The organism is Streptomyces sp. NPDC002851 (assembly GCF_053591935.1).
The window spans coordinates 113,689-127,814 of the sequence record NZ_JBSFUT010000007.1; the positions used below are offsets into that span (position 1 = coordinate 113,689).

A 14,126-nucleotide genomic window follows, 5' to 3' on the forward strand; every position below is an offset into this window, starting at 1 on the left:
GGGGCTCCGTTCGACGGCCGGGGCCGCCGGATCAGTCGTTGCCGTTACCCGGCGTAGGAGTCGTCTTGGCGATCTGCATCAGGAACTCGGCGTTCGACTTGGTCTGCTTCATCTTGTCGAGAAGCAGCTCGATCGCCTGCTGCGAGTCGAGCGCGTGCAGCACCCGGCGCAGCTTCCACACGATGTTCAGCTCTTCGCCGTTGAGGAGGATCTCCTCCTTACGGGTGCCGGACGGGTCGACGTCCACGGCCGGGAAGATCCGCTTGTCGGCGAGCTTCCGGTCGAGCTTGAGCTCCATGTTGCCGGTGCCCTTGAACTCCTCGAAGATCACCTCGTCCATGCGCGAGCCGGTCTCGACGAGCGCGGTGGCGAGGATCGTCAGGGAGCCGCCGTCCTCGATGTTCCGCGCGGCACCGAAGAAGCGCTTCGGCGGGTAGAGCGCGGTCGAGTCGACACCACCGGACAGGATGCGCCCGGAGGCCGGGGCCGCGAGGTTGTACGCACGGCCGAGGCGGGTGATGGAGTCGAGCAGGACGACCACGTCGTGCCCCAGCTCCACCAGGCGCTTGGCGCGCTCGATGGCGAGCTCGGCGACCGTGGTGTGGTCCTCGGCGGGACGGTCGAAGGTCGAGGAGATGACCTCGCCCTTGACCGACCGCTGCATGTCGGTGACCTCTTCAGGACGCTCATCGACGAGGACGACCATGAGGTGGCACTCGGGGTTGTTGTTCGTGATCGCGTTGGCGATCGCCTGCAGGATCATGGTCTTACCGGTCTTCGGCGGGGCCACGATCAGACCGCGCTGGCCCTTACCGATCGGCGACACGAGGTCGATGATCCGGGTCGACAGGCTGCCCGGCTCGTTCTCCAGGCGCAGCCGCTCCTGCGGGTACAGCGGCGTCAGCTTGTTGAACTCCGGGCGGCCGCGGCCGGTTTCGGGCGCCATGCCGTTGACGGAGTCGAGCCGGACGAGCGCGTTGAACTTCTCGCGGCGCTCGCCGTCCTTCGGCTGACGGACCGCACCGGTGACGTGATCGCCCTTGCGCAGACCGTTCTTACGGACCTGGGCGAGGGAGACGTACACGTCGTTGGGGCCGGGCAGGTAGCCGGACGTACGGATGAAGGCGTAGTTGTCGAGAATGTCCAGGATGCCCGCGACGGGGATCAGGACGTCGTCCTCGGAGATCTGCGGCTCACCCGCGTCGTCACGGCCGCGGCGGCCACGGCGGTCGCGGTAACGGCCGCGGCGCCCGCGGCGCCCGCCCTCGAAGTCGTCGTCATCGTCCCGGCGGCCGCCCTGCTGGTCCTTGCGGCCCTGGCCGCCGCCCTGGCCGCCCTGGTCGTCGCCCTTGCGGCGATCGCGATCGCGGTCACGGTCGCGGCCGCGCTCGCGCTCACGGCGGTTGCCGCGCTCGCCGCGGCCCTGGCCACGGCCTTCGGCGGTGTCGGCGGCGCCCTCGGCCTTGGCCTCGCCGCCCCTCTCGGACTTGTCGGCCTTGTCAGCCTTTTCGACCTTCTCGGCCTTCTCGGTCTTGACCGCGCCCGCCTCGGCGCCGCCCTTCTTGGCCTCCGCGGAGGTGGCCTCGGGGCTGCCGGAGGCGGCGGTGGCGCGGCGGCGGCCGCGGCGCTCACCGGCCGGGGCGTCGTCGCTCGCGGGCTGGCCGGGAATGTCGATCTGCTGCTGGGCACCGGCCGGTTCGGCCTTCGCGGCGCCCTCGGCACCCGCCTTCGCGCCGGTGTCCTTGGCGGCCTTCTCCGGGGCCTCGGCCTCACCGGTACGGGCCTTGGAGGTGGCGCGGCGCTTCGGCTTGGTCTCGCCCTCGGCGCTCTTCGCGGGGGCGGCCGAGCCGCCGGAGGCCTGGGCCTCCTTGATGACCTCGATCAGCTGGCTCTTGCGCATCCGCGCGGTGCCCCTGATCCCGAGGCCGGATGCGACCTGCTGAAGCTCTGCCAGCACCATGCCATCAAGGCCGGTACCGCGGCGCCGCCGCGTGCTGCCGGTCGAGGGCGCAGCAGAGGCGTCCGTGGCGGGCGCGGCAGCGGTCTCGACCGTACTGTCGGCAGTCACGCCCATCAGATCGGTGGTGTCGCTCACGAAGGGTCCTTCCCTGGAGCGGACGTCGGCCTGTCTGGCTCGGCGACCGGTTGTGCTGTCCGGCGGGTGTCCTGGATCTTGCGGTCCTGCCGGGGCGGTGGTCCCGCCGAAACGGCGGAAGAGTTCTTTGATGACGGCGTTACCCGACGGGGAACCACAGATCTTGCTGTGTCACCCGGCTCGGTCGCGCCGGTTCCGGAGCGTGTTCAGGCCCGCTCAATGCGTGGCATCAAGCAGTTTGGGGGGCTCCCGGAAGAAGGTCTGTCCCCTGCTCATTACCTGACGGGGACGCGAAGCACCGCGCCATGCAGACGCCATGTGCTGACTTGAGGTTAACACTACCGGATCCAACAAACATTCCCCCTCTCTTGCTCCGGCATACGTGTATCAGGGCGCGAGCGGCAACACACTCGCTCCCGCGGTGTCCAGGGCCAGGCGATTCGCCGCCCAGCCCTCGCCCGCGAGCCGGGCGACCTTGTCGGCCGCGCTGGCGTCGGCGAGCGCGAGCACCGTGGGGCCCGCGCCCGAGATCACGGCGGGCACGCCGTCCGCGCGCAGGCGCTCCACCAGGGCCGCGCTCTCCGGCATCGCGGGGGCGCGGTACTCCTGGTGCAGGCGGTCCTCGGTGGCGGGAAGGAGCAGCTCGGGGCGGCGCGTCAGGGCCTCGACGAGCAGGGCGGCCCGGCCGGCGTTGGCCGCGGCGTCCACATGCGGGACGGTGCGCGGAAGCAGGCCTCGGGCGGTCTCGGTGAGGACCGGCTTGTCCGGTACGAAAACCACCGGAACGATGGAATCAGCGGGATCCATCCTGATCGCCCGCGCGGCTCCCCCGTCCATCCACGAGAGCGTGAAGCCGCCGAGCAGACAGGCGGCGACGTTGTCGGGGTGGCCCTCGATCTCGGTGGCGAGTTCGAGCAGCGCGGCGTCGTCCAACTTGGCGTCCCCGCCTATGGTTACGGCTCGCGCGGCGACGATTCCGGCGCAGATCGCGGCGGACGAGGAGCCGAGGCCGCGGCCGTGCGGGATGCGGTTGGCGCAGACCACCTCGAGGCCGCGGGGCTGACCGCCGAGCAGGTCGAAGGCGGTGCGCAGGGAGCGTACGAGCAGGTGTTTCTCATCGCGCGGCAGGGTTTCGGAACCCTCGCCCGCGATGTCGATGTGCAGGCCGGAGTCGGCCACCCTGACGGCGACGTCGTCGTACAGCGCGAGGGAGAGGCCCAGGGCGTCGAAGCCCGGACCGAGGTTGGCGCTGGTGGCGGGGACGCGCACCCGGACGGCGGCGGCACGGAAGGCGGGACCGGCCATCGCTCGATGACTCTCCTTGTTGAGCTGCGGAATGGTGAGCTGCGTATTTACGATCTTGCCAGAGCCCCTGGACCAGGGGAACGACAGAGGTACGAATTGCCCGTAAGGCCGCTGGGGGACGGCGCCGCGGCATATGCGGCGAGGCGGGTCCGGTACAGCCTATCGAAGGAAGGTTCTGCTGCGACATAGGGCGCACAGGAGGCGCACGATGCGTGTCACAAGCCCCCCGTGCACCCCCTGAACAGGAATGGGCGGTTTCACGGGGGCTGCCGCGCGGCCTCGTGGCGACCGTGCGCCCGACGCTGTACCGCTGCCCCCTCGGGCGCCGTACCACCGCCCTTTCAGGCGGCCGTACGACTGTGCTCGAGCGAGGCCCAGGACCCGCCCCGTGAGGCGAGGCCCGGGCGCTCCGCTTAAGCGAGACCCAGGCGCTCCGCCGCGGCCGCGGCGTCGACCGGCACGGTGACCGGCTGCGGGGCTCCGGCGACGGCCCAGTCCGGGTCCTTCAGGCCGTTGCCGGTGACCGTGCAGACGATCCGCTGGCCCTTGTCGAGCATGCCCTCTTCGGCGGCCTTGAGCAGACCGGCCACCGAGGCGGCCGACGCGGGCTCCACGAAGACGCCCTCGCGGGAGGCCAACAGCTTGTAGGCGCGCAGGATTTGACGGTCGGTCACCTCGTCGATGAGGCCGCCGGATTCGTCCCGGGCCGCCTCGGCGAAGGCCCAGGAGGCCGGGTTGCCGATGCGGATCGCGGTGGCGATGGTCGACGGGTCCTTGACGACCTCGCCGCGCACGATCGGGGCCGACCCGGACGCCTGAAAGCCCCACATGCGCGGCGTACGGGAGGCGCTGCCGTCCGCCGCGTACTCCTTGTAGCCCTTCCAATAGGCCGTGATGTTCCCGGCGTTGCCAACGGGAAGGACGTGAATGTCGGGGGCGTCGCCGAGGCGGTCGACGACCTCGAACGCGGCGGTCTTCTGGCCCTCGATGCGGGCCGGGTTGACCGAATTCACCAGCGCCACGGGGTAGTTCTCGGACAGTTGCCGGGCGAGCACCAGGCAGTCGTCGAAGTTGCCGTCGACCTGGAGGATCTTGGCGCCGTGCACCAGGGCCTGGCCCATCTTGCCCAGGGCGATCTTGCCGATCGGCACCAGGACCGCGGGGACCATACCGGCCTTGCCCGCGTACGCCGCCGCGGAGGCGGACGTATTGCCGGTGGAGGCGCAGATGACGGCCTTGGCGCCGTTCTCCTTGGCCTTGGAGATCGCCATGGTCATGCCGCGGTCCTTGAAGGACCCGGTGGGGTTGGCGCCCTCGACCTTCAGGTGGACCTCACAGCCGGTGAGCTCCGAGAGGACCTCGGCGTGCACGAGCGGGGTACCGCCCTCGCCGAGCGTGACCACGGGCGTCGCCTCGCTGACGGGCAAACGCTCGCGGTACTCCTCGATGATCCCGCGCCACTGGTGGGCGCCGGTCCGCGGGGCGGGCGGATTGCTCATCGTCCCTTACTCTCCTTCAACACGCATGATGCTGGCGACACCCCGGACGGTGTCGAGCTTGCGCAGCGCGTCGACGGTACCGGTGAGGGCGGCGTCGGCTGCGCGGTGGGTGACGACGACGAGAGAGGCCTCGCCGTTCTCGCCGGGTCGGCCTTCCTGTCGGACGGTGTCGATGGACACCCCGTGCTCGGCGAAGACCGTTGCGACCTGGGCGAGTACGCCCGGCTTGTCGGCCACGTCGAGGCTGATGTGGTACCGCGTGACGACCTCGCCCATCGGGCTGACGGGGAGGCGGGTGTACGCGGATTCGCCGGGCCCGGTGGCTCCGGCGAGCTTGTTGCGGCACACGGCGACGAGGTCGCCGAGCACGGCCGACGCGGTCGGCGATCCGCCCGCCCCGGGGCCGTAGAACATCAGCTGACCCGCGGCGTCCGACTCCACGAACACCGCGTTGTACGCCTCGCGGACCGAGGCCAGCGGGTGGCCGAGCGGGATCATCGCGGGGTGCACGCGGGCGGTGACGGACTCGCCGTGGGCGGCGCGCTCGCAGATCGCGAGCAGCTTGATGGTGCAGCCCATTTCCTTCGCGGACGCGAAGTCTGCGGCGGTGACCTCGGTCATGCCCTCGCGGTAGACGTCATCCAGGCGCACGCGCGTGTGGAAGGCGATACCGGCCAGGATCGCGGCCTTGGCGGCGGCGTCGAAACCCTCGACGTCGGCGGTCGGGTCGGCCTCGGCGTACCCGAGGGCGGTGGCCTCGTCGAGCGCTTCCTGGTACCCGGCACCGGTGGAGTCCATCTTGTCGAGGATGAAGTTGGTGGTGCCGTTGACGATGCCCATGACGCGGTTGATCTTGTCGCCCGCGAGGGACTCGCGCAGCGGGCGGATCAGCGGGATGGCACCGGCGACGGCGGCCTCGTAGTAGAGGTCCCGGTCGTGCTCCTCGGCGGCGGCGTGCAGCGCGGCGCCGTCCTGGGCGAGCAGCGCCTTGTTCGCGGAGACGACCGAGGCGCCGTGTTCGAAGGCGGTGGTGATCAGCGTACGGGCGGGCTCGATGCCGCCGATGACCTCGACGACGACATCGAGGTCGCCCCGTTTGACCAGGGCGGTCGCGTCGGTGGTGATCAGCTCCGGGGAGATGCCCGCGCGCACCCGGTCGGGGCGGCGGACGGCGACGCCCGCGAGCTCCACCGGGGCGCCGATGCGGGCGGCGAGGTCGTCGGCGTGCGTCGTCATGATGCGCGCCACCTCTGAGCCGACAACCCCGCAGCCCAGCAGCGCCACCTTCAGCGGACGCGTACGCTTCATTCGACCTACGCCTTTCAATCGAGCACAGCCTGATTCATCTACGGTTGCACCAGTCTCGCCCACCAGAACGGGGTTTCTATCCCCCGTCCGGATCCTGAGACGTAAATTTCACGGACCGGAGTCTCCCGATCCGTCCGGTCCTGCTCAGCCCACGTCGAGCCGCAGGAGATCTTCCTCCGTTTCGCGTCGGACGACCACCCGCGCCGCACCATCCTTGACGGCGACGACCGGCGGCCGCAGCGCGTGGTTGTAATTGCTCGCCATGGAACGGCAGTACGCGCCCGTGGCGGGCACCGCGATCAGATCGCCGGGCGCCACGTCGGCGGGCAGGAAGGCGTCCTTGACCACGATGTCCCCGCTCTCGCAGTGCTTGCCGACGACCCGTACGAGCATCGGCTTGGCGTCGGAGCGCCGGGACACCAGGGCGACGCTGTACTCGGCGTCGTACAGCGCGGTGCGGATGTTGTCCGACATACCGCCGTCCACGGAGACGTAAGTCCGCAGGCCTTCAAGGGGCTTGACCGTGCCGACCCGGTAGAGGGTGAACGCGGTCGGCCCGACGATGGCGCGCCCCGGCTCGACCGAGATCCGCGGGGTGCGGAGCCCCGCGGCCGCGCACTCGCGCGTGACGATCTCGCTGAGCGCCTTGGCGATCTCGTGCGGCTCGCGCGGGTCGTCGTCGGAGGTGTACGCGATACCGAGGCCGCCGCCGAGGTCGATCTCGGGCAGCTCGACGCCGTGCTCGTCGCGGATCTCGGCGAGCAGCCCCACGACCCGGTGCGCGGAGATCTCGAAGCCCGAGGTGTCGAAGATCTGCGACCCGATGTGGCTGTGGATGCCGATGAGTTCGAGCCCGTCGAGCTTGAGCGCGCGGCGTACGGCCTCGGCGGCCTGACCGCCCGCGAGGGCCAGGCCGAACTTCTGGTCCTCGTGGGCGGTGGCGATGAACTCGTGGGTGTGCGCCTCGACGCCGACGGTCACGCGGATCTGCACCCGCTGCCGCTTACCGAGCCGCTCGGCGGTGTGCGCGACCCGCACGATCTCTTGAAAGGAGTCGAGCACGATCCGCCCAACGCCAGCGGCAACGGCCCGCTCGATCTCCTCGGCGGACTTGTTGTTCCCGTGGTACGCGATCCGCTCGGCGGGCATCCCGGCGTCGAGCGCGGTGGTGAGCTCACCGGCGGAGCACACATCGAGGTTCAGCCCCTCCTCCTTGAGCCACCGCACGACGGCCCGGGAGAGGAACGCCTTACCGGCGTAGAAGACATCGGCGTCGGCACCGAAGGCGCTGCGCCAGGCCTGGCAGCGGGCCCGGAAGTCGGCCTCGTCCAGGAAGTACGCGGGCGTCCCGAACTCCTCGGCGAGCCGGGCGACATCGATCCCGCCGACACTGACGACACCATCGTCGTTACGGGCCACGGTGCGCGCCCAGACCTTCGGGTCCAGCTCGTTCAAATCAGCGGGCGGAGCGGTGTAGTGCCCCTCGGGAAGCACATCGGCGTGACGGGGCCCGGCGGGGTGGGCGGAACGGCTCATGATGCGGTCTCTCTCACAGATGTTCGGGGGCGCTGATGCCGAGCAGGGACAGGCCGCCGGCGAGCACCGTCCCGGCGGCTTCGGCGAGCGCGAGCCGGGCGCGGTGGGCGGCCGTGGGTTTCTCGTCGCCGCGCGGCAGGACGGTGTGCTGGTGCACCAGCACGGCGTCGGCGGTGCCGATCAGATGCCGGGCGAGCCGGTCGGGCGCGCGGCGGCGGGCGGCGGCCGCGAGGGTACGGGGGTAGTCGGCGAGGGCGGCGAGCAGCTCGTCGACGGCCTGCCGCTCATGCCGCGGATACGTCGATGACTCCTCCCGCTCCGGAAGGTCCAGGTCCCCCGGGGCGGCCGCGAACCCCAGGTCGGCGGCGTTCCGACGCAGCGCCCGGGTGCGGGCGTGGGCGTAACGGACCCGGAAGAGCGGATTGCTCTCGCCCTGAACGAGATGCTCCCCACCCGCACGCGGGTGATCATGGGCGGCCGGATGCAGCAGGGCCCACTGCCCGGCATCGCGCCCGAGCTCCGCGAGCCCTTCCGGCGCGGGCACAGGCCGCAGATTCACGGATCCGTACGAGAGAGGTTCGCCGTACGAGACAGGTTCACCGTACGAGATACGAACGATGCCACCCTGGGTGCCGACGATCCGGCCGACGGCCTCGGCAACGGCGGTGGCGCGCGGCTCGTCGGGGATCCGCAGCTCGACGATCTGTCCACGCAGGCCATCGCCATGCCCGTACGCCTGGGCCCGCTCGAGGACCTCGCGTACCAGAGCCTGCTGCTGCCCCTGCCGCCCCCCGGCCAGCGTGATGTTCAGGAACCCGGGTCCGGTGATCTCGACGTCGGCGATGCCCGGCTCGGCGGCGAGCGACGCGGTGAGGAGTTCGGCGACCTCGCGGGCGGGACGCCGGGCCCGGCCCGCGAGCTGGAGCGCGACGTTGGTGGCGTAGTCCCCGCGCCCGCCCGGCCGGGGCCGCTCGACGACCACCCGCTCCGGTACGGCGACGCTCAGCGCATCCCCCTGAACGGCACGGCACACGGCGCGCCGCACGGTACGGGAGACATCAGCGGGGGTCACGGGACAAGCGTATGGGAGGAGGGGGGTGGGCACGCGAACCGGTTTCGGCGTCTTCCCGAAATGCGGACGACCGGGGTGGCTCTATTACGGACTGCCGGGGTGGCTCTATACGGACGACCGGGGTGGCTGTGTACGGAGACCAGGGTGGCTCCCCCGGTCAGCCGCGCCGCTCGGTCAGCTCGGAGGCCTCGGGCCGCGCGGAAGTGCACCCGCCGGGGGCCCCAGTGCCGAAGCCGCCCTCGCACCCCCGTCGCTCCTGAACCAACCGCCGTACGACTCCGACGAGTTCGGTCGGCTCGAACGGCTTCGCGAGAAACGCGTCGACGCCGACTTCCAGGCCGCTGTCCACCTCGTACTGCGTGCAGGCGCTCACGACGACGAGCGGGAGCCGCCGAGTGCGGGCGTCCGCGCGCAGCCGCGCGGCGGTGCGGAGGCCGTCGAGCCGGGGCATCACCACATCGAGCGTGATGACGTCGGGTTCCACTTGGTGCACGACTTCCAGACACTCGGCACCGTCGGACGCGGTCACGACCTCGAAGCCCTCCAGCTCGAGGTTGACCCTGATCAGCTGCCGGATGACCTTGTTGTCGTCCACGACAAGGATCCGGCCGGACGCCCCTGGCACAACTCGAGAGTAGGTCCGCAACCGCCGCCGCGTCCCGGTTTTCCCTACTTCCGCCCCGTGCGGGCGGAGATCCGGACCGGGAAAACCTGTGCCAGGACACCCCTACGGAGCTGGTAGGGTTCTACCCGTCGCCGCACACACAGCGCAACGACACGCCCCCGTAGCTCAGGGGATAGAGCAACGGCCTCCGGAGCCGTGTGCGCAGGTTCGAATCCTGCCGGGGGCACCCCCTGTGAGGTGCCTAAAGACCCCGTGATCAGCGCGTTCGCTGAGTGCGGGGTCTTCGCGTGTGTGCAGGCGTATGTCGCTCTGAGCGGCCGTATGCCGGGGTCCGTGGACTATTCGTGGACAGGATCCCGAGGCATCTGCCCTCCACACGCGGTAGTAGGTGGACGAGCCGACCACCCCCCCGCGCTCGTTGGTGAACAGACGCCCGTCCTCCGCAGGGCCGAACGTGTCGATGTGGCCGCGAAGGATCGCGACGAGCCCGGTGGCCCGTGCCCACGCGGCGGCCGCGGGCAGAAACCCTCAGGGCGCCGCCGAGAACAGCGGGCGCCCCGGGGTGCGGTACAGGAGTCCCGCGCCCCGGGCCGCCCGCCCCGCGCCTCACGCTGCCCGGCCTGGGTCCCCGGGCGCTAGGGCCTGTCCGATGGGGCCGGGTGAGGTGACGGCGGGCATGGCTGGTCGTTCCGAAGAAGGGGGGCGGGGCGGCTCAACCGACGACGAGACGTCGAACTCGTCGGGTATATCGCCCTGTTGCTCCGTCATAACCGGCACTGTAGCGACGCCGCCGGAGCACGAGTGGTGGGATAGGGCGGTATAGACCACCCTTCGGAAGGATCACCCCATCATGCGCATGCGTACGCCCCTCATCCTCCTCGGCACGCTCGCCGTCCTGGCCGTCGGCGGCGATCTCGCGGCCGAGCAGATAGCAGAGAACATAGCCGCCGACAAGGTCGGTGAAAGACTGCCGGGGCAACAGGGCAGCGCCGAGGTGGACATCAAGGGCTTTCCCTTCCTCACCCAGGCCGTGACCAGAGAGTTCGACGAGATCACCATCACCGTGAAGGACGCGGCCGCCCCGGCCGGTTCCGCTACCGTCACCCTGCCCAGAGCCACGCTCACCGCGCGCGGAGTGAAGGTGGAGGGCATGTCGTCCGCCGTCGCCCAGCTGGTCGAGGGGCAGGCAACCGTCCCCTACAGCGCACTCGCCTCCGCCCTCGAACAGCAGAACCCCTCGGGCGGCCCGGTGGAGATCGCCCCGGTCACAGGCGGTGCCACCCGCGTACGGATCACCCAGGGCGGCAAGGACCTCATCGCCCGGCTCTCGGGCCAGGGCGCGGACATCGCGTTCACCCCAGAGGTCGAGGGTGCCCCGCCCCAGACCGTCGCCGTGGCCACCGGGCCCCTGCGGGCGGACATCACCGGCGCCACTCCAGATGACGACGGAGTTCGGCTCCACTTCGCCGGACGGCTGGTCAGCCTCGGATAAGCGCCCGCCCATCTCGCCGTGAGTGATGCCGAATCGCTCAGGCAGTTCCTTCGTATGAGTTCCTGGAACTTGACGGCCGCAGAGTTTCCTGGAAGGTCCCCCTCTCGTTGGTACGGGAGAACGAGGACCGGATTTCCTGGAAGGAACACGATGAAGAACCTGAAGACCGCTGCCGTTGCCGCCGGCTCCCTTGCCATTGCCGGCGCTGCTGTTCCCGCCTCCGCGGTGGACCTGTCGGGGCACGGCCTCGTCGACAACGGTACGACGGTCGCCCGTAGCCTCCCCAACGCCGCCAAGCTGCCGACCGGCTACGTGGGCAACAACGTGAAGCGCACGGCGGACAAGGTGAAGACCGTCGCGAACGAGTCGGGCGTGGTGAAGACCCCCATCTTCGGTGGCACCCTGCCGAACCCCCTCGACGGACAGCTGCTCGGCGGACTTCCGCTCGACAATTGAGTTCACCGCCCACCGGCTCGATGCTCGGGGCCGGCTCCGTATTCTTCGGAGCCGGCCCTTCGGCATATATGGCTGGTCGGCATATATGGCTCGTCATTGCCGGGACGGGTTCGCGAAACGCCGATGGCGGCCCACCGGGATTCCGGGGACCGCCATCGGGTGAGGCACTGCTCAGAACAGCATGCCGCTCTCGTACGGGGCTTGCTGCTGCTGGTTGACCGTGCCCGTGTTGCAGGCGGCGTAGTGCGAGTTCGGCGCGAAGACGCCACCGAGGACAGCTCCGTTGGACCACGGGGCGATGCAGCGGCCGTCGACGACAGCACCGTTGACGACGGCAAGACCCTGCTGCGGCTCGTTCACGACGACCGGGGCCGACGAGAAGCCGCTACCACCCCGGACGGTGGTGGTGTTGTTGTCGGCCGCGGCGGTGCCACCGGTCGCGAGGACAATGCCTGCGGCAATGGCGGAAACAGCCATAACCTTATTGCGCATGAGTTGAGCCTTTCCCGACTGTGATGGGGGTTTACCTGCTCCGCATCGCACGAAGCAGGAGTCAGAACAACATGCCGCCCTCGTACGGGGCTTGCTGCTGCTGGTTGACCGTGCCCGTGTTGCAGGCGGCGTAGTGCGAGTTCGGCGCGACGACGCCACCGAGGACAGTTCCGTTGGACCACGGAGCCACACAGCGGAGGTCGGCCACGGTGCCGTTGACGATGACAACGCCCTGCTGCGGGGCGTTCACGACGACCGGGGCCGTCGAGAAGCCGCTACCACCCCGGACGGTGGTGGTGTTGTTGTCGGCCGCGGCGGTACCTCCGGTCGCGAGAGCGATACCTGCCGCGACGGCGGAAATAGCCGTAACCTTCTTACGCATGAGTTGAGCCTTTCCGGGCTGCGTTGGGGGGATTCACCTGCTGCGAATTGCTCGAAGCAGGAGTCAGAGCAGCAGGCCGCCCTCGTACGGGGCTTGCTGCTGCTGGTTGACCGTGCCCGTGTTGCAGGCGGCGTAGTGCGAGTTCGGCGCGGCGACGCCACCGAGGACACTTCCGTTGGACCACGGGGCGATGCAGCGGCCGTCGACGACGGTGCCGTTGACGACGAGAACGCCTTGCTGCGGCGCGTTTACGACGACCGGGCCGGACGAGAAGCCGCCACCGCCGGTGACGGTCGTGGTGTCGCCACCGTTCTTGCCGTTGCCGTTTCCGTTGTCGCCGTTTCCGTTGTCGCCGTTTCCGTTGCCGCCGTTCCCGTTGCCGTTCCCGTTGCCGTTCCCGTTGCCGTTCCCGTTGCCGTTCCCGTTGCCGTTCCCGTTGCCGTTTCCGTTGCCGCCGTTACCGTTGCCGTTGTCGCCGTTACCGTTGCCGTTCCCGTTGCCCTTGCCGTTTCCGTTGCCCTTGCCGTTTCCGTTGCCCTTGCCGTTGCCCTTGCCGTTTCCGTTGCCCTTGCCGTTGCCCTTGCCGTTTCCGTTGTCGCCCTTGCCGTTGCCCTTGCCGTTGTCGTTGCCCTTGCCGTTGCCCTTGCCGTCGTCGCCGTTGACGGGCTTGGTGACGCCACCGTTGCCGGTGCCGTCCTTGCCGTAGGTGTCGTCCGCGGAGGCGATGCCGGCGGTGCTGAGGACAGTGGTGAGGGCGAGGGCCGTGATGATCGCGAACTTCTTAGGCAACTCGGTTCCCTTCCTGAATTCACTTTTGCGCGCTTACGAAAAGGAAACCCGTATATGCATGCATAAGTCACGGCGGGAAGATTCACACGCGGGCAGATTCCATCGGATGGCGCAACGTGGCGCACTCGGCGGCGGACCCGGCTTTACGTACGTTCGTGGGGAAGCCCTCGAAAATGTTTTGCCCGCCCGGCGTGAACAGATTTCCGATGACATGCGTCCGGCCCACCGGCGAGGAAAGGGCCGGTGGGCCGGACGAGGGTTCACGTGTGCCGATGGGCTCGGGGCCCGCCGCGTGCGGAGCTGGAACTGCGGGTCCGGATCCAGCCTCCGGCCCCCCGCCGACGGTCTTCCGGCCGCCGAGAACCGGATCAGAGTCTTCGAATTCCGGGCCCGGCTTTCGCCGGTACGGCCGACTCGTAAGGCTGCCGGGTCGTCACTTGTTGGGGAGCAGGGAGCCGAGTCCGGCGGCGGTCGGCGCCTTCAGCGGACGGACCTGGACCGTGCCGCTGCCAGCCGGGTTCTTCACCGGAATCGTGGGCTTCTCGGCGGCGGTCGGGTCCATGCCGTCCAGGTAGATGCCGGACACCGGCTGCCCCGGCTTCTTCTTGTCGAACGCGCTGCCCTTGGCGATCTGTCCGTTACTGGCCAGCTCCGTCACGACATCGGTCGCCGGCACGACCGCCGGAGTCACCTTGGTCGGGGACACGAGCCCGAGCGGGCCGGCGGAGTTCCCCGAGCTCTCCGCTGCGGCCGACGCCGCCGCGGAACCGCCCACAAGACCCGCCCCGATCGCCAACGCCGCAGTGGTGAAAACTGCCTTCTTCATGATTCACCTCGCTTGAAAGTACCTCTGATCCGACGGTTGGAGAACATAGCAGTCCATCGGCACTGCAAAAGCGGCTCGCTACTCCGTACGCGTGAAAGTCACAGGGGTGAAGAATGCAATGCGCGGGAAAATTCGGCGGAATTTAAGTCTGATCCGCGAATCAATTCATCCTATGGTTCTTCCGGTTCGACTGGTCCACATGCGTGCCCGAAAATATGAAATTCAGGGGCTTCCTCGACGCACTCACCG

At 69.5% G+C, this 14,126-nt stretch carries 12 protein-coding genes, 1 tRNA gene and 1 pseudogene; 3 read left to right on the top strand and 11 right to left on the bottom strand.

Features of this window, described 5'->3' with window-relative positions:
- Positions 1 to 31: 31 nt before the first annotated feature.
- From rho to ACWD10_RS10255, 7 genes are all read right to left on the bottom strand, one after another.
- Positions 32 to 2,095 (bottom strand): transcription termination factor Rho, encoded by a 2,064-nt coding sequence (gene rho / locus ACWD10_RS10225; RefSeq protein WP_451089020.1) that lies wholly within the window; start codon positions 2,093 to 2,095, stop codon positions 32 to 34.
- Positions 2,096 to 2,482: 387 nt separating this feature from the next.
- Positions 2,483 to 3,400: a homoserine kinase gene (gene thrB / locus ACWD10_RS10230; RefSeq protein WP_451089022.1), complete on the bottom strand. Its 918-nt coding sequence runs from the start codon at positions 3,398 to 3,400 to the stop codon at positions 2,483 to 2,485.
- A gap of 413 nt (positions 3,401 to 3,813) precedes the next feature.
- Complete coding sequence (gene thrC, locus ACWD10_RS10235; RefSeq protein ID WP_451089024.1) at positions 3,814 to 4,899, bottom strand: threonine synthase; 1,086 nt, start codon at positions 4,897 to 4,899, stop codon at positions 3,814 to 3,816.
- A gap of 6 nt (positions 4,900 to 4,905) precedes the next feature.
- Positions 4,906 to 6,207: a homoserine dehydrogenase gene (locus ACWD10_RS10240; protein ID WP_451089026.1), complete on the bottom strand. Its 1,302-nt coding sequence runs from the start codon at positions 6,205 to 6,207 to the stop codon at positions 4,906 to 4,908.
- Between the two features lie 144 nt (positions 6,208 to 6,351).
- Positions 6,352 to 7,743 (bottom strand): diaminopimelate decarboxylase, encoded by a 1,392-nt coding sequence (gene lysA / locus ACWD10_RS10245; protein WP_451089028.1) that lies wholly within the window; start codon positions 7,741 to 7,743, stop codon positions 6,352 to 6,354.
- Between the two features lie 13 nt (positions 7,744 to 7,756).
- A complete protein-coding gene (gene nrtL / locus ACWD10_RS10250; RefSeq protein WP_451089030.1) occupies positions 7,757 to 8,815 on the bottom strand; it encodes an ArgS-related anticodon-binding protein NrtL in 1,059 nt (352 codons plus the stop codon).
- Between the two features lie 157 nt (positions 8,816 to 8,972).
- Positions 8,973 to 9,440: a response regulator gene (locus tag ACWD10_RS10255; protein ID WP_451089032.1), complete on the bottom strand. Its 468-nt coding sequence runs from the start codon at positions 9,438 to 9,440 to the stop codon at positions 8,973 to 8,975.
- A 154-nt stretch (positions 9,441 to 9,594) separates the two neighbouring features.
- On the opposite strand from ACWD10_RS10255, the gene ACWD10_RS10260 reads away from it, so the two are divergent.
- The 3 genes from ACWD10_RS10260 (at position 9,595) to ACWD10_RS10270 (ending at position 11,388) form a co-directional block, all read left to right on the top strand.
- A tRNA-Arg gene (locus ACWD10_RS10260) sits at positions 9,595 to 9,666 on the top strand.
- Positions 9,667 to 10,290: 624 nt separating this feature from the next.
- Positions 10,291 to 10,932 (top strand): LmeA family phospholipid-binding protein, encoded by a 642-nt coding sequence (locus tag ACWD10_RS10265; protein ID WP_451089033.1) that lies wholly within the window; start codon positions 10,291 to 10,293, stop codon positions 10,930 to 10,932.
- 150 nt (positions 10,933 to 11,082) lie between these two features.
- The gene (locus ACWD10_RS10270) at positions 11,083 to 11,388 is read left to right on the top strand and encodes a hypothetical protein (RefSeq protein ID WP_451089035.1); all 306 of its coding nucleotides are present in this window, start codon (positions 11,083 to 11,085) and stop codon (positions 11,386 to 11,388) included.
- A 171-nt stretch (positions 11,389 to 11,559) separates the two neighbouring features.
- Here the strand turns inward: ACWD10_RS10270 and ACWD10_RS10275 are convergent, their stop codons facing one another.
- The 4 genes and pseudogenes from ACWD10_RS10275 to ACWD10_RS10290 all read right to left on the bottom strand — a co-directional run bounded on the left by ACWD10_RS10275 (position 11,560) and on the right by ACWD10_RS10290 (position 13,877).
- Complete coding sequence (locus tag ACWD10_RS10275) at positions 11,560 to 11,880, bottom strand: hypothetical protein (RefSeq protein WP_451089037.1); 321 nt, start codon at positions 11,878 to 11,880, stop codon at positions 11,560 to 11,562.
- Between the two features lie 61 nt (positions 11,881 to 11,941).
- Positions 11,942 to 12,262 carry a hypothetical protein gene (locus ACWD10_RS10280; RefSeq protein ID WP_451089039.1) on the bottom strand — a complete coding sequence of 107 codons (321 nt, stop codon included), beginning with the start codon at positions 12,260 to 12,262 and terminating at the stop codon, positions 11,942 to 11,944.
- Between the two features lie 63 nt (positions 12,263 to 12,325).
- Positions 12,326 to 12,568 (bottom strand): annotated as a pseudogene (locus tag ACWD10_RS10285) (hypothetical protein); the annotation flags it as partial.
- A gap of 916 nt (positions 12,569 to 13,484) precedes the next feature.
- Positions 13,485 to 13,877 carry a hypothetical protein gene (locus tag ACWD10_RS10290; RefSeq protein WP_451089041.1) on the bottom strand — a complete coding sequence of 131 codons (393 nt, stop codon included), beginning with the start codon at positions 13,875 to 13,877 and terminating at the stop codon, positions 13,485 to 13,487.
- Between the last annotated feature and the right edge of the window lie 249 nt (positions 13,878 to 14,126).

Excerpts from the sequence above, each read along its gene's own strand:
- thrB (WP_451089022.1), bottom strand. The coding sequence starts at position 3,400 with ATGGCCGGTCCCGCCTTCCGTGCCGCCGCCGTCCGGGTGCGCGTCCCC.
- thrC (WP_451089024.1), bottom strand. The coding sequence starts at position 4,899 with ATGAGCAATCCGCCCGCCCCGCGGACCGGCGCCCACCAGTGGCGCGGG.
- ACWD10_RS10240 (WP_451089026.1), bottom strand. The coding sequence starts at position 6,207 with ATGAAGCGTACGCGTCCGCTGAAGGTGGCGCTGCTGGGCTGCGGGGTT.
- lysA (WP_451089028.1), bottom strand. The coding sequence starts at position 7,743 with ATGAGCCGTTCCGCCCACCCCGCCGGGCCCCGTCACGCCGATGTGCTT.
- ACWD10_RS10265 (WP_451089033.1), top strand. The coding sequence starts at position 10,291 with ATGCGCATGCGTACGCCCCTCATCCTCCTCGGCACGCTCGCCGTCCTG.
- ACWD10_RS10270 (WP_451089035.1), top strand. The coding sequence starts at position 11,083 with ATGAAGAACCTGAAGACCGCTGCCGTTGCCGCCGGCTCCCTTGCCATT.
- ACWD10_RS10275 (WP_451089037.1), bottom strand. The coding sequence starts at position 11,880 with ATGCGCAATAAGGTTATGGCTGTTTCCGCCATTGCCGCAGGCATTGTC.
- ACWD10_RS10280 (WP_451089039.1), bottom strand. The coding sequence starts at position 12,262 with ATGCGTAAGAAGGTTACGGCTATTTCCGCCGTCGCGGCAGGTATCGCT.
- ACWD10_RS10290 (WP_451089041.1), bottom strand. The coding sequence starts at position 13,877 with ATGAAGAAGGCAGTTTTCACCACTGCGGCGTTGGCGATCGGGGCGGGT.